An 18,696-nucleotide genomic window follows, 5' to 3' on the forward strand; every position below is an offset into this window, starting at 1 on the left:
CAGCAAATGGCGGCCCTAACCAAGATAGGGTGGATTTGAAGGACCGGGCATTCCTCCCGTTTAACCGTTTCTCCAGCCCCGGGGCTGCATATTGGGGTCCGATCCAATTTCATGACATGCCAGGTCCAACCACTGTGACATCCTTCGGACGAGTGATTTCGGTGCGCGGATCCCTCGCCCGGGTCGGACTGCTCGCGACCAGCCAGATGGCCGTCTCCGAAGCCCGGGCGACCGTCGGCAAGTTCGTCAGCATCCGCTGCGCCAATTCCACCATCGTGGCCATGATCACGGAAGTGACCTGCGAGGGCCTGCCGGCCAGCGACAAATTCATCGCCATCGCCGGCGTCGACCTGCTCGGCGAAATCCTCGGCGGCCCGGAACGCCCCAAATTCCAGCGCGGCGTCACCAATTATCCGACCATCGGCGATCCCGTCGAACTCATTACCAATCAGGAGCTCCGCACCGTCTACGCGCCGACCGGGTCGGATCAGATCAATATCGGCACCCTGCAGCAGGACCGCTCCGTCATCGCCTATGTCGACGTCGAGGAAATGCTCAGCAAGCACTTCGCGGTGCTGGGCTCGACCGGCGTCGGCAAATCGAGCGGTGTGTCGCTGCTGCTGAACGAAATCCTCAAGTCGCGGCCCAACCTGCGCATCTTCCTGCTCGACGTTCACAACGAATACGGCCGCTGCTTCGGCGACCGCGCACTGGTTCTCAATCCGCGCAATCTGAAGCTGCCGTTCTGGCTGTTCAATTTCGAAGAGATCGTCGACGTGCTGTTCGCCGGCCGGCCCGGCGTGCCTGAGGAACTCGACATCCTCGCCGAAGTCATCCCGATGGCGAAAGGCATCTACACCCAGTACCAGAACGCCGACCGGCTCGGGCTGAAGCGCGCCGATCCCAAGGCGATCGGCTACACCGTCGACACCCCGGTCCCCTATCGCCTGGTCGACCTGATTTCGCTGATCGACGAACGCATGGGCAAGCTCGAGAACCGCTCGTCGCGCATCATCTATCACAAGCTGATCTCGCGCATCGAGACCGTGCGCAACGATCCGCGCTACACCTTCATGTTCGACAACGCCAATGTCGGCGGCGACACCATGGCCGAAGTCATCAGCCACCTGTTCCGGCTGCCCGCCAACGGCCGGCCGATGACCATCATGCAGCTCGCTGGCTTCCCCGCCGAAGTCGTCGATTCCGTGGTGTCGGTGCTGTGCCGGATGGCGTTCGATTTCGGGCTGTGGAGCGACGGCGTCTCGCCGCTGTTGTTCGTCTGCGAAGAAGCGCATCGCTACGCCTCCGCCGACCGCAACATCGGCTTCGGCCCGACCCGCAAGGCGGTCTCGCGGATCGCCAAGGAAGGCCGCAAATACGGCGTCTATCTCGGCCTCGTCACCCAGCGCCCCGCCGAACTCGACGCCACCATCATTTCCCAGTGCAACACGCTGTTCACGATGCGGCTTGCCAACGACCGCGACCAGGCGCTGCTGCGCTCGGCGGTGTCGGACGCCGCGGCCAACCTGCTGTCGTTCGTGCCCTCGCTCGGCACCCGCGAAGTGCTGGCGTTCGGCGAAGGCGTGGCGCTGCCGACGCGCCTGCGCTTCAAGGAGGTGCCGATGCATCAGTTGCCGCGCAGCGAGGCCACGATATCGACGGTGCCGTCGGTCGCCGCCGGCCACGACATGCATTTCGTCGGCGCCGTGCTGGAGCGCTGGCGCGGAGCCACCTCGCATCGCGACGTCCCCAACGATCCCGCCATCACCGAACGCCCGGGCGCCCGCTCGATGGAACCGCGCATGGTGGAAGCGCCGATGCTGCAGCCGTCGATGGGGCTCGATCCCGACCGGTTCTCGCTCTTGAAGAAGCCGCTGCGCTGACGGCGGCGCCTTCGCGGCCTGCCCGACCCAGCCCCTCCAAACCAAAATATCGAAAACAACCCCATGCAAAGTAAGAGCTGGGCGCCGGAGGCTTCAAACGTCCCGCGAAAACATTTTGACACGTCGGGCAAATCAACAGCACTATTGCAGCATCACGCGATTTGAAAATGCTCATGGCCCTGCCCGACGCCGGGATCTTTGGCGCGACTGCAGGCTAAAGTCCGTTTGACAATTGAAGTTGGGTATTACGGTGACAGTATTACGGTGACGGTGCACTCGATTGCCTAGTCGAAGCCGGTCGTAGGGAAGGCCGGTGTCGAGCGCTATCGCTGAACAGGATTAAGTGCACTGTCACCGTAATTCGAAGCACCGGAGCATCTGGCCGGTGGCATGGCTATGCGAAGCGATGGGCGTGGGCCATGGTGCACTGACTTGTCGCTATCGCGGCGCTCTTATTCGGGCTCTTCTTCCTGTCTTGCTATCGATAAGATGGCAGATCGTCACCTCGCCGAGCTTCTCACGCCGCACCGCGCGCTGGCTGTGGCAGCGTGGTGGTAGATTCCGCGCCATGCCGATTCGCCGCGACGTCACCATCCACCGCACCGCCACCGGCTCCACCATCACGCGCCGCGACGGTACCATGATCGCCGCCGACATCACCACCGTCGAGGAGGCGCGGCGCATTGCCGAGGCCGCACAGCGGGGTGTTGCAGAAGAGGCAACTAACCGATTAGGTTGGCTGCCTTATTGGGGCAAACGGGGGCCGCACATGAAGTGGCTGAGGCTCGGAGGACACCTCTACCTCACCATTGGGGTGATTTACGGCCTGTGGGCGTTCGTCGTTCTTTCATTTCGAAACTGCCCTTCTCTTAGCGGTGGTGCGTGCCTCCAGCCATCGCTTTGGACCGGTGTTCGGCAATTGGCCATCGCTATTGTCGCTGCCTTCCGCGGTCTTCTGTGGTTGCCCGAAATGGCCATCGCGGCGAGCCGAGGCCAGTTCCTAGACTGGCTTTTCTTACGCAACTTCTATAACTTGGATGTTGAGCAGTTTTTGAAGGTCTTTTTCGGATAGACGACGCCAGCGAGACGTCCGCAAGAAGGTGCTGGCATGCCCGCCGCTCACGCCGCCATCCTTAGCCCGACGTCCGCAGCGCCGACGATCCGCTTTAGCTCAGCTGCAATGCCGTCGAGTGAGCTGCTGCCGGTTTGATGGACACCAAGATTGGGTGTTTCATACAGCCGGAGGTGGGTCATGCAGAGACGAAGTGAGCTGCTGCCGGTTTGATGGACACCAAGATTGGGTGTTTCATACAGCCGGAGGTGGGTCATGCAGAGACGAAGATTCAGTCGAGAGTTCAAGGTCGAGGCGGTCAAGCTTGTCAGGGAGCGCGGAGTATCGGTAGCGCAAGCCGGCCGAGACCTGGGCATTCATGAGAACGTGCTGCGCAAATGGGTCAAGGAGTTCGGCTCCGATCCCGTGCAGGCCTTCCCCGGCCACGGCCAGATGAAACCCGAGCAGCTGGAGATCGAGCGGCTGCGGCGCGAGGTCAACAAGCTGAAGGCGGAGCGGGATATCCTAAAAAAGGCCGCTGCCTACTTCGCGAAGGAAGCGACATGAAGTTCGGCTTCATCGTGAAGCACCGGAACATCTGGCCGGTGGCATGGCTATGCGAAGCAATGGGCGTGTCGCGGTCGGGCTTCCATGCCTGGCTGAATCGATCTCCCAGCGCCAGATCCCGAAGCGACGAAGCGGTCGGCCAGCAGGTGAAGGCCAGCTTCCTTGCCAGCGACCGGACCTACGGTGCACGGCGCGTCTGGCGAGACCTGCTGGCAGACGGCGTCGAATGCGGTCTTCACCGGATCGAGCGGCTGATGCGCCTGCAGGCCTTGCGGGCGCGGCCACGGCGCCGGCGTCTGCCGAAGGACGAAGGCGATCGCCAGGTTGCGAACGTGCCGGCGAACCTTCTCGATCGTCAGTTTGCGGCCGAGCGGCCGAACCAGAAGTGGATCGCCGACTTCACCTACATCTGGACCGCCGAGGGCTGGCTCTACGTGTCGGCTGTGATCGACCTGTTCTCGCGACGGGTGGTCGGCTGGTCGATGAGCGCCGGCATGACAGCCCAGCTGGTTGCGGACGCCCTGTTGATGGCCGTCTGGCGCCGGGGCAAGCCGGATGCCCTGATGCATCACTCGGATCGGGGCAGCCAATACGCCAGCGAACAGTTCCAGCGCCTGATGGCTGACAGCGGCATCGTCTGCAGCATGAGCCGATCCGGCAACGTCTGGGACAACGCGGCGATGGAGAGCTTCTTCTCGTCGCTAAAGACCGAACGCATCGAGCGCAAAACCTACCGTACCAGGAACGAGGCCAGAGCAGATGTGTTCGACTACATCGAGCGGTTCTACAATGCGACCCGACGTCATTCGACGATCGGATACCTCAGCCCTGTTGAGTTCGAGCGCAAGGTGGGATTAGCTTAACCGGGTGTCCATCAAACCGGCAGCAGCTCAATCTTGCCAAGTTCGAACGCCACTCGCTGCAAGTCAGCAGTGAGTTCCTCGTCCGTGATTCCGCGATGATATTCTTCGAGTTCAAATTTCATGTGGTGAGTCTAACCCAACAGCGCAGCTCTTGGGAATTGCAGCCCTTACCTCCAGCGTTGTCATAGTCTGCTATCCTACCAAAGCTCTTAAACCAGAACGCGAGTCGGGCCGCGTGCGACTGGAAAGCGGGCCGTGGCCCGCCTCTCATTACGCTGCAACAGGTTTGAAGGTGATACGGCCCGGCTCACCGGCCTTGCGGTGAGGCCGCATCACGATCTCGATATCCTGCTCGAACACAGTGAGCATTTTCATCAGGCGCTCGGCTGAATAGTCATCGAAGTCACCACGCAGCAGGTGAGACAGATCAGGCTGCGAAACCCCGATCAGCTTGGCCGCTTTGACCTGAGTCAGGTCGCGTTCCTTGATCAGGCGATGCAACTCGGTGACGATACTGGATTTCAGCAGCCGTTCTTCTGGATTGGGCAAGCCAAGATCGGCGAACACATTGCCGCTGCCCTCGTAGGCTTCGATTTTGCGTTTGGTCATGGCTTGCGCCCTCCTTTGTCTGTGCGCGCACGGTAATGCTCCTCAGCATCACGCAGGCGCGATTTGATAAGTTCAATGTCCTGCTGGGGGGTGGCGATGCCCTTCTTCGCTTTCTTCTGGAAAGCGTGCAGCACGTACACCATTCCGGCAAAACGCACGGTATAAACGGCCCGGTAGGTGTTGCTGTCGAAATCATCGACCAACTCCAGGATAGCACGCCCGCCGAATCCCTTCAGCGCCTTTGCGGCTATCGGCTCCTCACCTTCCTGCACCTGGTGCAAGGCGTGCCCCATGCGGTTCTGCACCTTGGCCGGGAATCGCTTCAAGTCCTTACGGCTTGAGCCAATAAAGACACAGGGATTAGGTTCGGGCCGCTCTATGGTCACTTCCTTCAATATGGGGGTACCCCCATATTTGTCAAGGCGGTCTTCACACGGCCGCAACACTGCCAGCGAACCCGGCCGGCTACGATTCCCATCACGTGGGGGTAAGCCAAAGCCCCGGCCTGCGGCCGCCCGACGGTGAACTCCGCAGCGTCCATCGCGCCATCGCATCACCATGAGATCATGCCGACATGACCGGCTATCGTCGAAATTACATTGCCGGGGGCAGCTCCGCGCAAACCTCCCGCAAGCCGCCTTGCACGGCTGGCGCCATCTACTATGGTTCCGGCCGACCGCATCTCGCGCTGTGAGCCGGAACCTGCTTATGACCCAGCCCGTTGCCAAACGCTTCCCGACGCCCGCCATCGACAAGCTGCCCGACGATATCCGTAGCCGCATCCTCGGGGTCCAGGAAAAATCCGGCTTCGTGCCGAACGTTTTCCTGACGCTGGCCTATCGCCCCGACGAGTTCAGGGCGTTCTTCGCCTATCACGATGCGCTGATGGAGAAGGACAGCGGTCTCACCAAGGCCGAACGCGAGATGATCGTGGTGGCGACCTCGAGCGCCAACCAGTGCCATTATTGCGTGATCGCGCATGGCGCCATCCTGCGCATCCGCGCCAAGAACCCGCAGATTGCGGATCAGATCGCCGTCAACTACCGCAAGGCGGATATCACGCCACGCCAGCGCGCCATGCTCGACTTCGCGATGAAGGTGAGCAGCGAGGCCAACAGGGTTTCGGAAGCGGATTTTGCCGCGGTCGCCAGCCATGGCTTTTCCGACGACGACATCTGGGACATCGCCGCGATCGCGGCGTTCTTTGCGCTGTCGAACCGGATGGCGAACGTCACCGCCATGCGCCCGAACGACGAATTCTATATGATGGGACGGCTGCCGAAATAGGCCGGCCCTTTTGCACGGGAGAATACCGTCTTGCTCGATTGGCCTGAGATCATCCTGCGTCTTGGCGTCGCCACGCTCGCCGGCGGCCTGATCGGCCTCAACCGCGATCTGCAGGGCAAGCCGATCGGCCTGAAGACGCTCGGCCTGGTGGGGCTTGCCACCGCCATGGTCGTGATGCTGGCCGATCCCTCCGGCGACAGCAGCAGAATTTCCGATGCGTCCAGCAGGATCATCCAGGGCATCCTGACCGGCATCGGTTTTCTCGGCGCCGGCGTCATCGTCCGCGCCGAGCATCATTTCCGGGTTCGCGGGCTGACCAGCGCCGCCTGCACCTGGCTTGCGGCGTGCGTCGGCATTGCCTGCGGCGTCGGGCAATGGCGGATTGTCGCCATCGCCCTCGTGATCGCGCTGGCGTTGCTCACCTTCGGCCGCCGGCTCGAGCGCTGGCTGCATCGCACGCTCGGCGGCAAGGACGAGCCGTCGCATAAATCTCCCGCCCCGCCGCCAGATGCGCCGCCGGCCTGACGGCGGTCCGGCATGAGCCGCGCCCGATCCACCGCAAGTTCCGCGCAGGCGTCGATTGCCGCATCCATGCCATGCCAACATTTCCTGTGAGACGCGCGGCGGGCCGTGCTAAATGAGATCGGCGTCTCCCGGAGCTGGCAGCCGTGAACACCCAGCAGCCCATCACCTCGGATGAAGAGCATCGCGTGCTCAAATTCCGGCCGCGCACCCTGGCCCATCCGCCGGGTCAGCGGGGAGAGCCTGGCCAGCAGGCCCACAACGACGCCGGCCGGCCGCAATCCGGGCATCCGTCGCGTTCCGAGCGGGGCCGGGAGGAACCGGACGATTTCCGCCTCCGCATGCTGGCCAACCTCGCGGCCTTCGCCTTCACCGTGGCGCTGACGGCGATCGGAATTTGGCTCGCGATGAGCATCGCCGATCTGCGCAAGACCCAAGATTGCGTGCTGATGGGGCGGCGCGATTGCGCCCATATTTCGACGCCGCGCATCTAGCATTTTGGCGCTTTCGAGCTGTTTCGCCCGCAAATCCGAACCCGACGGCAGCCCGCCTCCATTGAACTCAGGGCCTCGCTCCGATATACGGGCACTCGACTCCGGCTGGGGGATCGGGCATTCCGGGGCGCCGCACCCACATCCCATGCCGTTCCGGAATTTATCTCCAATATATCAAAGGCTTAATGATGTCTTCTACATTCGATCAGATCGCTACGATCATCGCTGAGACCTGCGACATCCCGCGCGACACGATCACGCCGGAGAGCCACGCCATCGATGATCTGGGGATCGACAGCCTGGATTTTCTCGACATCGCGTTTGCCATCGACAAGGCGTTCGGGATCAAGATGCCGCTGGAGAAGTGGACCCAAGAGGTCAACGACGGCAAGGCCACCACAGAGCAGTATTTCGTGCTGAAGAATCTCGCCGCGCGCATCGACGAACTGGTTGCGGCCAAGAGCACGGGCGCTTAGTCGCCCGCCATGCAACTTGATTATTTTCAGCTGATTGACCGCGTCGTCGACCTCAACCTCGACGAGAAGAGGATCACGGTCGAGGCCCAGGTCCCTCAAACGCACACCATCTTCGAGGGGCACTTTCCGGGCTTTCCGATCATGCCGGGTGTCCTGCTCACCGAAGCGATGGCGCAGAGTTCCGGCTGGCTGCTGCTCGGCGTGATGAAGTTCGAGCGCATGCCATTCCTGGCGATGGTGAAGGAAGCCAAGATGCGGGGGTTCGTGAGTCCCGGTCAGCTGTTGACGATCGAAGCCAGGATCGAGCACGAAGGCTCGGGTTTTGCCGTCACGTCCGCCAAGGCGCGCGTCGGCACCGAGCTGAAGTGCAGCGCCGACCTCACCTTCCGTCACATCCCCTTCCCCGATCCCGCCTTGCGCGTCCACATGGACGCGATGGCCCACAAGATCGGATTTCCCCTGCAGGCGATTACGCAATGACTGAGCCGAAGGAAGCCTGGATCACCGGTATCGGTATCGTGTCGTCGCTCGGCGAAGGCCTCGACGCGCATTGGGATGCCCTCAACAACAAGCGCATCAATGTCGACGACAAGCGCTTTGCGCCCTACATCGTCCACCCGCTGGCGCCGGTCAGCTTCGATGCGCAGATTCCGAAAAAAGGCGACCAGCGGCAGATGGAGGCATGGCAGCGCATCGGCACCTATGCCGCCGGGCTTGCGCTGGATTCCGCCGGGGTCAAAGGCAATCAGGAAATCCTCGGGCGAATGGACATGATCGTCGCGGCCGGCGGCGGCGAACGCGATGTCGCGGTCGACATGGCGATTCTGAACGCCGATGCAAAGGGCAATTCGGCCCCCGGCTTTCTCAACGAACGGCTGATGAACGATTTGCGGCCGACGCTTTTCCTGGCGCAACTTTCAAACCTGCTCGCCGGCAATATCGCCATCGTTCATGGCGTCTCCGGCACGTCGCGCACCTTCATGGGCGAGGAAGCCGCAAGTATCGACGCGGCGCGGATCGCGCTGGCGCGGATCGCCTCGGGTCAGAGCGACATCGCGCTTGTCGGCGCAGCCCATAATGGCGAACGGCCGGACCTCTTGATCCTCTACGAATTCGGCGACTTCAATCTCAAGGACCAATTCGCCCCGGTATGGGCGCGCGACAAGGAGCATGGCGGTTTTGCCCTCGGCTCGGCCGGTTGTTTTCTGGTGATCGAATCCAGGGAACACGCCGAGGCTCGCGGCGCCAAGCCCTACGCAAAGCTGACCAAGGTGGTCGCCGACCTGGCGCAACGCAAGCAACCGGGCGCGGTGACGAAATCGCTGGAAACGCTGTGGTCGAAGCTCGGCATCGGCGGCGACAATGGGGCGTTGATCACCGGCGCGACGGGGATCGAACCCGTCACGTCGGAGGAAAGGGCGTTCCTGAGCCAGCACAAGGGCTGCGCGGTGCGGGCAACCGGAACGTCGTTCGGCCACACCCTGGAGACCCAGTTTCCTCTCGGTGTTGCGCTGGCGGCGCTGGCGCTGTCGCGCGGCACGCTGTTTCCACCCAACGATCCGACCGGCCTGGAGGTTGAAATGTCCAAGCCCCCGACCCAGATTGTAGTGGTTGGGGCCGGTCACTGGCAGGGCGAGGGCATGGCCCTGGTCGAGGCCATCAAGTAGCGGCGGCGCGGGATCGACGGGGAAATCATGGCAGCACCACGCGACAAATTCGGCAGACCGATCGTCGTCGTTACCGGAATGGGCATCGTCACTTCGCTCGGCGCCGGCAAGACCGACAACTGGAAGAAGCTCACCGCGGGCGAATCCGGCATCCGGACCGTCACGCGCTTTCCGATCGATGGCCTGAAATCGACGATGGCCGGAACGGTCGATTTTCTCACCGTCGAGCCGTTTTCGTCGACCGGTCTCACCGAGCGGCTCGCCGATGTCGCTACCGAAGAAGCCCTCGAACAGTCCGGCATCGGCCGCAGGGGCGATTTTCCGGGACCGCTGTTTCTGGCCGTGGCCCCGGTCGAGGTCGAGTGGCCGCAGCGGCTGGAAGTCGGGCGCGCGGTCGGGACAACCGACTTCGACTACAACGACATCCTGCGCGTCAGCGGCGGTGGAAAGTTCGCGCCGTATCATCATCGCTTCATGTTCGGCTCGGTGGCTAGCCATCTGGCCGAGAAGTTCGGCACCAAGGGTTCGCCGATTTCGCTTTCGACCGCATGCGCCTCCGGCGCCACCGCCATCCAGCTCGGCGTCGAGGCCATCCGCCGCGGCGAAACTGACGCCGCGCTGTGCGTGGCGACCGATGGTTCGGTGAATCCGGAAGCCATGGTGCGCTTTTCGCTGCTGTCGGCGCTGTCCACCCAGAACGACCCGCCGCAGGCCGCCTCCAAGCCGTTCTCGAAGAACCGTGACGGTTTCATCATGGCGGAAGGCGCCGGTACGCTGGTGCTCGAGAGCTACGAAGCGGCCGTCGCACGCGGCGCGCCGATTCTCGGTGTTCTCGTCGGCTGTAGTGAATTGACCGACTCGTTCCATCGCACCCGATCGAGCCCGGACGGCAAGCCGATCATCGGCTGTGTCCGCAAGGCGTTGGCGGATGCCGGCATGACGACCGAGCAGATCGACCACATCAACGCGCACGGCACCGCGACGCCGGAAAACGACAAGATGGAATATGTCGGCATCTCCGCCGTGTTCGGCGAGCGTGCCAAGCAAATTCCGGTATCGTCGAACAAATCGATGATCGGCCACACCATCTCGGCCGCCGGCGCGGTCGAAGCGATCATTTCGCTGCTGACGCTCGAGCATCAGCGGATTCCGCCGACCATCAATTACGAAATTCCGGACCCGGCGATTCCCTTCGACGTCGTGCCCAATCATGCCCGCGATGCGCGCGTCACCGCCGTGATGTCGAATTCGTTCGGCTTCGGCGGCCAGAACGCCTCGCTGATCCTGACGCGTGAACCGATCTAACCGGCGATAGCCCGATGCCGAATCGCCTGGAAAACCGGCAGATGTCCGGTCAAATCGTCGTTGGTCGGTGATGCACCCTCTCCTGCTTCGCACCAGGGCCCGTATTCGCGACGCCACCAAGCCGCTTGCCGAAGCGGCGGTGGGTGCGCTGACGATCGCGATGCTGCGCACCACCCGCTATTTCGACCCGACCAAGACCGCCAACCTGTTCGGCCGCATCACGCGATTTATCGGCCCGCGGCTCCGTGAAGACAGGATCGGACGGGAAAATCTCAAGGCCGCCTTCCCCGAAAAATCCCCCGAGGAGATCGAGACGATCCTGGCGGGCGTGTGGGACAATCTCGGCCGCATCGGCGCCGAGTTCGCCCATCTCGACCACATCTGGGATTACGACCCCGATCATCCCGAGAAAAGCCGCGTCGAAATCCCGCCCCGCACCCATGAATTGTTTGCCCAGCTCAAGGACGACGGCAAGCCGGCGCTGATTTTCGCCAGCCATCTCGGAAACTGGGAACTGCCGGCACTGGCCGCGGTTGCGCACGGGCTGGATGCCGCAATCCTGTTCCGGCGGCCGAACAGCGAGTCCGCCGACCGCGCCATCGAACAAATCCGTGCGGTGAAAATGGGCACCCTGATCGCGGCCGGCCGCGACGCGCCGTTGAAGCTCGCCGAAGCCCTGCAAAAGGGCCAGCACGTCGCCATGCTGGTCGACCAGTACCTGACCAACGGCGTCGAGGTCACCTTCTTCGGGCGCAAGACCAGGGCCAATCCGATGCTGGCGCGGCTGTTGCGGCAGGTCGATTGCCCGATCCACGGCACGCGCATCATCCGCCTGCCCAACAACCGCTTCCGCGCCGAACTGTCCGAGGAGGTGAAGCCGGTGCGCGATGCCTCGGGGCAGATCGATATCCAGGGAACGATGCAGGCGATCACCTCGGTGGTCGAGGGCTGGATTCGCGAATATCCGGACCAGTGGCTGTGGCTGCATCGCCGCTGGCGATAGCATTATTCCGAGTCATTCCGGGGCGATGCGAAGCATCGAACCCGGAATCTCGAGATTCCGGGTCTGGTGCTGCGCACCATCCCGGAATGACAGATGCGAGAACTACCTCCCTGTCTTCACCCGGGTCCACAGCCGGTTGATCACGCGCTGCGTCGCCGGATCGCGCGCGGTGATCACGAACAATTTGCCGATCGTCGCCTCGTCCGGATAGATGTTCCTGTCATTGAGAATTTTCGGGTCGATCAGCTTCTGGCTCGCCAGATTGCCGTTGGCATAGGACAGAAAATCTGAATTCTTCGCAGCCACTTCAGGCCGGTAGAGATAGTCGATCAGCTGATAGGCCTCCGCGACATTCTTCGCATCGGCGGGAATCGCAAGATTGTCGAAGAACATCTGCGCGCCCTCTTTCGGGATGGCATAGCCGATCTCGATGCCGTTCTGCGACTCCGCCGCCCGGCTGCGCGCCTGCATGATGTCGCCCGACCAGCCGACCACGAAGCAAATCTCGCCGGTGGCCATGGCGCTGAGATATTCGGAGGAATGAAATTTGCGGACCGAGGGCCTGATCTTGCTGACGAGATCGGCGGCTTTTTCGAGATCCGCCTGCCTGGTCGAATTGGGGTCGAGCCCGAGATAGCTCAGGGCTGCAGGGAGAATGTCGTCGGCGGAATCCAGCATGTGAATGCCGCAGTCTTTGAACTTCGCCAGAATCTCCGGCTTGAAGACGATGTCCCAGCTGTCGATCCTGGCGTCGGGCCCGAGAATCTTCTGCGCCATCTTGACGTTGTAACCGATGCCGGTGGTGCCCCACATGTAATTGGCGCCGTAGCTATTGTCGGGATCGTAGCTGGCGAGCCGTTTGGTCACCACCGGCCAGGCATTGGCGAGGTTCGGCAGCTTCGACTTGTCGAGCTTGAGGAAAACCTTCGCGGTGATCTGGCGCTGCAGGAAATAGCCGGTGGGAACCACGACGTCGTAACCGGACTTTCCGGCGAGCAGCCGCGTCTCCAGGGTCTCGTTGGCGTCGAAGGTGTCGTAGACCACCTTGATGCCGGTCTCCCTGGTGAAATCCTCAAGCACCCCCGGCGCCATGTAGTTCGACCAATTGTAGAAATTGACCGTGCGCTGCTGCGCCGTTGCCGGCGAACACAGCGCCAGCGCCGCAGCCGTCGCGACACCGAGTTGGATGTGGGAGCGGCTGCGCATCGCTGTCGACCTCTTAGCGGCGGTGCACCGCGTCCGACAGGCGTTCGAGCGCGGTGTCGAGAGTTGCATCCTTCTTGGCGAAACAAAACCGCACGACCGAGGTCACGGCGTTCTCTTCATAGAACGCCGACACCGGTATGGCGGCGACCTTGTAGTCGGTGACGATGCGCTTGCAGAACGCCTCGTCGGTCTCGTTGAGCCCGAGCGGCGACAAGTCGACCGTGAGGAAGTAGGTGCCCTGCGACTTCAGGACCGGAAAGCCGATGCTCTCCAATCCCTTGGTGAGACGGTCGCGGCTGCGCGCCAGTTCCTTGCGCATGTCGAAAAAATAATCCGCCGGCTTGCCGAGCCCGTAGGCGACCGCGACCTGCAGATTGGGCGCGGTGGTGAAGGTGAGAAACTGGTGCACCTTCGCAGCCACCCGCAGCAGCGGCGGGGCCGCGCAGACGAAGCCGATCTTCCAGCCCGTCAGCGAAAAGATCTTCCCGGCGGAGCCCACCTTGATGGTGCGGTCGCGCATTCCCGGAATGGCAATCAGCGGGATATGCTCGCGGCCATCGAAGATCACATGCTCCCAGACCTCGTCGCAGATCGCGACCGTGTCGAACTGCTGGCAGTACCGCGCCAGCAATTCGAGATCCTCGCGGGGATAGACCACCGCGGCGGGATTGAGCGGATTGTTGAACAGCACGGCCTTGGTCTTGTGGTTGAAGACGCCTTGCAGCGCCTCCTCGGTCAGCCGCCAATGCGGCGGCTCGAGACGCACCAGCCGCGGTATGCCGCCGGCCTGGCGAATGATCGGCAGGTAGGAATCGTATACCGGCTGGAACACCACCACCTCGTCGCCGGGCTCGACCACGGCCAAGATCGCCGATGTCAGCGCCTCGGTGCCGCCCGAGGTCACCATCACCTCCGTCATCGGATCGAGGTTGAGCCCGTGCCAGCGCCCGTAATGGGCCGCGATCGCCTGCCGCAGTTCCGGAATACCCATCATCGACGGGTACTGGTTGTAGCCGTCCATGACTGCGTCGGCCGCGGCGCGCCGGATGTCCTCAGGTCCCGGATCGTCGGGAAAACCCTGGCCGAGATTGATCGCGTTGTTGTCGCGGGCGGCTTGCGACATCGCCTCGAAGATCGTGACGGGAAGATCCGCGAAAACCTTGTTCATGGACGCCATGGCAGCGGTCAGCCGCCGCTCTTGGTCGGCAGTCCCGCGGCCTTCCAGCCCAGCATCCCTCCCGCAAGATGCTGGTTGTATGGGAGGCCCGCAGCCTGCGCCGCCAGCGAGGCCGTTACCGAGCGCTTGCCGGAGCGGCAGGCAAAAACCACCTCTTTGCCCTGCGGATCCGGAATATTCTTCGGATCGAAGGTCGAAAGCGGAACGACTATGCCACCGGGATAGGCTTCCACGGCGACCTCGTTCGGCTCGCGGACATCGACGAGAAGATAGCGTCCCTCCGCCATCCCCTTCGACACCTCATCCGGCAGCAAATCGTGAACCTGGTTCGCCACTCAAAACCTCCCAACAATGCCTGACGTCGCACGTATCCTGTTCGCAAAACCGGTCCCCCACTTCTGCAGAATACGCGCTATTACCAGCGAATTCGGCGAAGATCGATCGGTCGCCCTTCCGCGCCAAAGTCGCCTCTGGCGCGGCGAAAATCAAGCGCCGCAGGGCCATTTGAGGGGGCCTGAGCGAGGCCCTAGACGGTCACCTGGGTTCCAACCTCGACCACCCGGCCGCTCGGAATCTGGAAATAGTCGGTGGCGTCATTGGCGGTACGGCTCAGCGCGATGAAGAGGTGATCCTGCCAGCGCGGCATCCCGGAACGCGCGGCCGGCTTCAGCGCGCGCCGCGACAGGAAGAATGACGTCGACATGATGTCGAACTGCCAGCCCAGTTTGCGCGCGATCGCCAGCGCTTTCGGCACGTTGGGCGATTCCATGAATCCGAACCGCAGCGTGACCTTGGAGAAGGTTTCGCTGATCTGCTCCAGCCTGACCCGCTCGGCCGGGTCGATCCGCGGCGTCGGCGCGGTCTCGATGGTGAGAATGACGTTCTTTTCGTGCAGCACCTTGTAGTGCTTGAGACTGTGCATCAACGCGGTCGGCGCGCTCTGGGGATCGCTGGTCAGGAACACCGCGGTGCCGGGAACCCGCTGCGGCGGCTTCTTCTCAAGCATCGCCACCAGTTCGTCCAGCGGGAACTCCAGCTTGCGCGATTTCTCGAACAACAGCCGGCTGCCTCGCCGCCAAGTGTACATCAGGATCATTACCACGGCGCCGAGCGCCAGCGGCACCCAACCGCCCTCGAATACTTTCAACAGGTTCGCCGCCAGAAAGGTGAGGTCGAGGAACAGGAACGGAGCGATCAACGCCGCGGCCGCCAACGGCGACCATTTCCAGACCTTCCAGATCACGACGAAGCCCATCATCGCCGTGACCACCATGGTGCCGGTAACGGAGATGCCGTAGGCGGACGCCAGCGCGCTCGACGAGCGGAACAGCAATACCAGCAGCATCACGCTGACGAGCAGCAGCATGTTGATGCGCGGGATATAGATCTGGCCGGAATGGGCTTCAGAGGTATGGCGGATTTCAAACCGCGGCAGCAGGCCGAGCTGAATGGCCTGACGCGTCAGCGAATAGGCGCCGGTAATCACCGCCTGGCTCGCAATCACGGTCGCCGCGGTAGCGAGACCGACCATCGGGATCAGCGCCCAGTCCGGAAACATCAGGAAGAACGGGTTCTCGATCGCCTTCGGATCGGCAATCAGCAGCGCGCCCTGCCCCAGATAGTTCAGCGCCAGCGACGGCAGCACGATGACGAGCCAGGCGGTCTGGATCGGCTTCTTGCCGAAATGGCCGAGATCGGCATAGAGCGCCTCGGCGCCGGTGACGGCGAGAAACACCGCGCCGAGCGTGATGAATCCGATCATGCCGTGATGGATCATGAAGGAGGCGGCAAGCAGCGGATTGAACGCCAGCAGCACTTCGGGGTGCTGCATGATCTGCGGCACGGCCGCGATCGCGAGGACGGCGAACCAGATGCACATGATCGGTCCGAACAAGGCCGCGACCCGCGCGGTGCCGCGCGACTGAACCGCAAACAGCGCCACGAGAATGATCGCGGTCAGCGGCACCACATAGTGTTCGAAGGTCGCGGTCACCAGCTTGATGCCTTCGATCGCCGAAAGCACCGAGAGTGCCGGCGTGAGCACCGCGTCGCCGTAAAACAGCGCGCCGCTGATGATCCCGAGCAGCACGATGGCGCCGGCGCCGTAGCCTACCGCGCGCTGCGCCAGCGCCATCAGCGCCAGCGTTCCACCCTCGCCGTTGTTGTCGGCGCGCAACAGGATCAGCACATATTTCAGCGTCACCACGACGATCAGCGCCCACAGGATCAGCGAGAGGATGCCGAGCACCGCGTCCGGATTGGCTGATGTCGCAGCCGGGCCGCCGGCGGCGACGACCGCTTCGCGCAAGGCGTAGAGCGGGCTGGTGCCGATATCGCCGTAGACCACCCCGATGCTGCCGAGCATCAGCGCGCCGAAGCCGGCGGTGGAATGGGCTTCGCCATGCCCATTGGCCGCCGGCGTTTCCGCGGCGGGAGCTGCAACGTCACTGGTCATGGGAGTGGAGGCCTCAAATGCTTCACTGCACAAATAGCAAAGCCTGGCGGCTTATAGCCCTGCGTTTGGAGCATAGCCTACCCTGATTTTGGGGCCGCACCATGCAAAATATGCATGGACGGCTAGATGATCACCTGGGTTCCAACTTCGACCACGCGCCCGGTCGGGATCTGGAAATAGTCGGTGGCGTCGTTCGCCGACCGGCTCAACGCGATGAACAGGTGATCCTGCCACTGCGGCATCCCCGACTGCGGAGACGGCTTCAGCGAGCGCCGCGACACGAAAAACGACGTCGACATGATATCGAACTGCCAGCCGAGCTTGCGGGCGATTACCAGTGCCTTCGGTACGTTCGGCGACTCCATGAAACCGAAGCGCAGCCGGACGGTGGAGAACTTATCGCTGATCTTTTCCATCCGGACGCGTTCGGCGACGTCGACGCGCGGCGTCTGCGCGGTCTCGATGGTCAGGATCACATTGTGCTCGTGCAGGACCTTGTTGTGCTTGAGATTGTGCAGCAGCGCCGTCGGCACGAAACTGGGGTCGCTGGTGAGGAACACCGCGGTGCCCTTGACGATGTGGGGCGGACGCTTTTCCAGGCTCTTGATCAGGTCATCCAGCGGCACCTCGATGCGCCGGGTCTTCAGGACCAGGATCGCCGCGCCTCGGCGCCAGGTCCAGATCATCACCGCCATGGCAAAACCGAACAATAGCGGCACCCAGGCGCCTTCGAGCAGTTTCAGGAGGTTGGCGGCGAAGAACGTCGAGTCGACGACGACGAACGGCACAATCAGCGCCGCGGCCGTGGCCGCACGCCAGTTCCACAATTTCCAGATCACGACGAAACCCATGATCCCGTCGACGACCATGGTCGTGGAGACGGCGATGCCATAGGCCGAAGCCAGGTTGCTCGAGGTGCGGAACAGCAGCACCAGCAGCAACACGCCGATCAGGAGCAGCCGGTTCACGCGCGGCAAATAGATCTGCCCGGCATGTGTCTCCGAAGTGTAGCGGACCTCGAAGCGCGGCAACAGACCGAGTTGCACCGCCTGGCGAACCAGCGAATAGGCACCGGTGATCACCGCCTGGCTCGCAATGACGGTGGCTGCGGTCGCCAGCACCACCATCGGTATCAACAGCATCTCCGGAACCATCCGGTAGAAGGAGTTTTCGATCGCGACGGGATGGGCAAGCACCAATGCGCCCTGGCCGAAATAGTTGATCAAGAGCGCCGGCAACACGAAGTAGAACCATCCGGCCTGGATCGGCTTGCGTCCGAAGTGACCGAGATCCGCATAGAGCGCCTCGCCGCCGGTCACCGCGAGAAACACCGCGCCCAGCGTCACCAGCCCGATGGTTCCGTGGGAGAGCATGAATTCGACGGCATACCAGGGATTGATCGCCGCCAGCACCGACGGGTCGTCGCTGATATGCACCAGTCCCAACACCGCCAGGGTGGCGAACCAGACCATCATGACCGGTCCGAAGGCGGTAGCGACGCGGGCGGTACCGCTGCTCTGGACCGAGAACAGCACCACGAGAATGAAGACCGTCAGCGGCACCACGTAATGTTCGAGCGCCGGTGCTGCGAGCTTGAGACCTTCGACCGCGGACAACACCGAGATCGCCGGCGTGATCATGGAGTCGCCGATGAACATCGATGCGCCGACGACGCCAAGCGCGAGCAATGGCCAGCTGCGGCGACCGAGCGCGCGCTGGCCGAGCGCCATCAGCGAAAGTGTGCCACCCTCGCCGTTATTGTCGGCACGCAGCAGCAGCAGCACGTATTTTGCCGTGACGACGATGAACAGCGACCACAGGATCAGCGACAATACGCCGAGCACGATGACGCGGCTGACCGGCTGGCCGTGCGCCGCAGCGCCGACAGCCTCGCGAAACGCATACAGCGGCGAGGTGCCGATGTCGCCGAACACCACGCCGATGCTGCCCAGCGTCAGCGCCCAGAAGCCAGTGGTGGCCGGCGCCTCATGGGCTTCGGTCGATGGAACGCTGAGAGCCATGATGACTGAGGACGCTCTGTCGGTTGATTGATCCGGGCCGGCTATCGACGCTTTCCTGGAAAGCTTGTCAACCGATCCACCCTAGCACCGCCGGCCCCGCGGTGCCCACA

At 62.7% G+C, this 18,696-nt stretch carries 18 protein-coding genes; 11 read left to right on the forward strand and 7 right to left on the reverse strand.

What is annotated here, in order from left to right; genetic code table 11:
* Positions 1 to 116: 116 nt before the first annotated feature.
* From KMZ29_RS17515 to KMZ29_RS17525, 3 genes are all read left to right on the forward strand, one after another.
* A complete protein-coding gene (locus KMZ29_RS17515; protein WP_215620400.1) occupies positions 117 to 1,883 on the forward strand; it encodes an ATP-binding protein in 1,767 nt (588 codons plus the stop codon).
* A 568-nt stretch (positions 1,884 to 2,451) separates the two neighbouring features.
* Positions 2,452 to 2,955, forward strand: coding sequence for a hypothetical protein (locus KMZ29_RS17520; RefSeq protein WP_215620401.1), 504 nt, complete (start codon positions 2,452 to 2,454; stop codon positions 2,953 to 2,955).
* 255 nt (positions 2,956 to 3,210) lie between these two features.
* Positions 3,211 to 4,364, forward strand: a protein-coding gene (locus tag KMZ29_RS17525) for an IS3 family transposase (protein WP_215620300.1) whose coding sequence is annotated in 2 segments (ribosomal slippage) — positions 3,211 to 3,460 and positions 3,460 to 4,364 — 1,155 coding nt in all. Because the reading frame shifts where the segments join, the coding sequence is not laid out codon by codon here.
* Between the two features lie 270 nt (positions 4,365 to 4,634).
* Here KMZ29_RS17525 and KMZ29_RS17530 read toward each other — a convergent pair.
* A complete protein-coding gene (locus tag KMZ29_RS17530; protein WP_215620402.1) occupies positions 4,635 to 4,973 on the reverse strand; it encodes a helix-turn-helix domain-containing protein in 339 nt (112 codons plus the stop codon).
* The gene (locus tag KMZ29_RS17535; RefSeq protein WP_440131714.1) at positions 4,970 to 5,359 is read right to left on the reverse strand and encodes a type II toxin-antitoxin system RelE/ParE family toxin; all 390 of its coding nucleotides are present in this window, start codon (positions 5,357 to 5,359) and stop codon (positions 4,970 to 4,972) included. Before KMZ29_RS17535 ends, KMZ29_RS17530 begins: the two co-directional genes overlap by 4 nt.
* Positions 5,360 to 5,681: 322 nt before the next feature.
* Between KMZ29_RS17535 and KMZ29_RS17540 the strand changes: the two genes are divergently transcribed.
* The 8 genes from KMZ29_RS17540 to KMZ29_RS17575 all read left to right on the forward strand — a co-directional run bounded on the left by KMZ29_RS17540 (position 5,682) and on the right by KMZ29_RS17575 (position 11,727).
* The gene (locus KMZ29_RS17540; RefSeq protein WP_215620403.1) at positions 5,682 to 6,260 is read left to right on the forward strand and encodes a peroxidase-related enzyme; all 579 of its coding nucleotides are present in this window, start codon (positions 5,682 to 5,684) and stop codon (positions 6,258 to 6,260) included.
* A 30-nt stretch (positions 6,261 to 6,290) separates the two neighbouring features.
* On the forward strand, positions 6,291 to 6,785 hold the full coding sequence (locus KMZ29_RS17545; RefSeq protein ID WP_215620404.1) for an MgtC/SapB family protein: 495 nt from the start codon (positions 6,291 to 6,293) through the stop codon (positions 6,783 to 6,785).
* Positions 6,786 to 6,928: 143 nt separating this feature from the next.
* Entirely contained in the window at positions 6,929 to 7,276 is a 348-nt protein-coding gene (locus KMZ29_RS17550; RefSeq protein WP_215620405.1) for a hypothetical protein, read from the forward strand.
* Positions 7,277 to 7,464: 188 nt separating this feature from the next.
* On the forward strand, positions 7,465 to 7,752 hold the full coding sequence (locus tag KMZ29_RS17555) for an acyl carrier protein (protein WP_215602438.1): 288 nt from the start codon (positions 7,465 to 7,467) through the stop codon (positions 7,750 to 7,752).
* A 9-nt stretch (positions 7,753 to 7,761) separates the two neighbouring features.
* Positions 7,762 to 8,232 (forward strand): 3-hydroxyacyl-ACP dehydratase FabZ family protein, encoded by a 471-nt coding sequence (locus tag KMZ29_RS17560; RefSeq protein WP_215620406.1) that lies wholly within the window; start codon positions 7,762 to 7,764, stop codon positions 8,230 to 8,232.
* Complete coding sequence (locus KMZ29_RS17565; RefSeq protein ID WP_215620407.1) at positions 8,229 to 9,419, forward strand: beta-ketoacyl-ACP synthase; 1,191 nt, start codon at positions 8,229 to 8,231, stop codon at positions 9,417 to 9,419. Before KMZ29_RS17560 ends, KMZ29_RS17565 begins: the two co-directional genes overlap by 4 nt.
* A gap of 27 nt (positions 9,420 to 9,446) precedes the next feature.
* Positions 9,447 to 10,724, forward strand: a complete 1,278-nt coding sequence (locus KMZ29_RS17570) for a beta-ketoacyl-ACP synthase (protein ID WP_215620408.1) — start codon at positions 9,447 to 9,449, stop codon at positions 10,722 to 10,724.
* A gap of 70 nt (positions 10,725 to 10,794) precedes the next feature.
* Positions 10,795 to 11,727, forward strand: coding sequence for a lipid A biosynthesis lauroyl acyltransferase (locus tag KMZ29_RS17575; protein ID WP_215620409.1), 933 nt, complete (start codon positions 10,795 to 10,797; stop codon positions 11,725 to 11,727).
* 102 nt (positions 11,728 to 11,829) lie between these two features.
* Here KMZ29_RS17575 and KMZ29_RS17580 read toward each other — a convergent pair whose 3' ends face one another.
* The 5 genes from KMZ29_RS17580 to KMZ29_RS17600 all read right to left on the reverse strand — a co-directional run bounded on the left by KMZ29_RS17580 (position 11,830) and on the right by KMZ29_RS17600 (position 18,586).
* A complete protein-coding gene (locus KMZ29_RS17580) occupies positions 11,830 to 12,933 on the reverse strand; it encodes a polyamine ABC transporter substrate-binding protein (RefSeq protein ID WP_215620410.1) in 1,104 nt (367 codons plus the stop codon).
* 13 nt (positions 12,934 to 12,946) lie between these two features.
* Positions 12,947 to 14,110: an aminotransferase gene (locus tag KMZ29_RS17585; protein ID WP_215620411.1), complete on the reverse strand. Its 1,164-nt coding sequence runs from the start codon at positions 14,108 to 14,110 to the stop codon at positions 12,947 to 12,949.
* Positions 14,111 to 14,118: 8 nt separating this feature from the next.
* Positions 14,119 to 14,445, reverse strand: coding sequence for a rhodanese-like domain-containing protein (locus KMZ29_RS17590; protein WP_215602445.1), 327 nt, complete (start codon positions 14,443 to 14,445; stop codon positions 14,119 to 14,121).
* Between the two features lie 191 nt (positions 14,446 to 14,636).
* Entirely contained in the window at positions 14,637 to 16,565 is a 1,929-nt protein-coding gene (locus KMZ29_RS17595; protein ID WP_215620412.1) for a potassium transporter Kup, read from the reverse strand.
* A gap of 122 nt (positions 16,566 to 16,687) precedes the next feature.
* On the reverse strand, positions 16,688 to 18,586 hold the full coding sequence (locus KMZ29_RS17600; RefSeq protein WP_215620413.1) for a potassium transporter Kup: 1,899 nt from the start codon (positions 18,584 to 18,586) through the stop codon (positions 16,688 to 16,690).
* Positions 18,587 to 18,696 lie beyond the last annotated feature (110 nt).

The sequence above is a fragment of the Bradyrhizobium sediminis genome (assembly GCF_018736085.1).
Taxonomy (GTDB): Bacteria; Pseudomonadota; Alphaproteobacteria; order Rhizobiales; family Xanthobacteraceae; genus Bradyrhizobium; species Bradyrhizobium sediminis.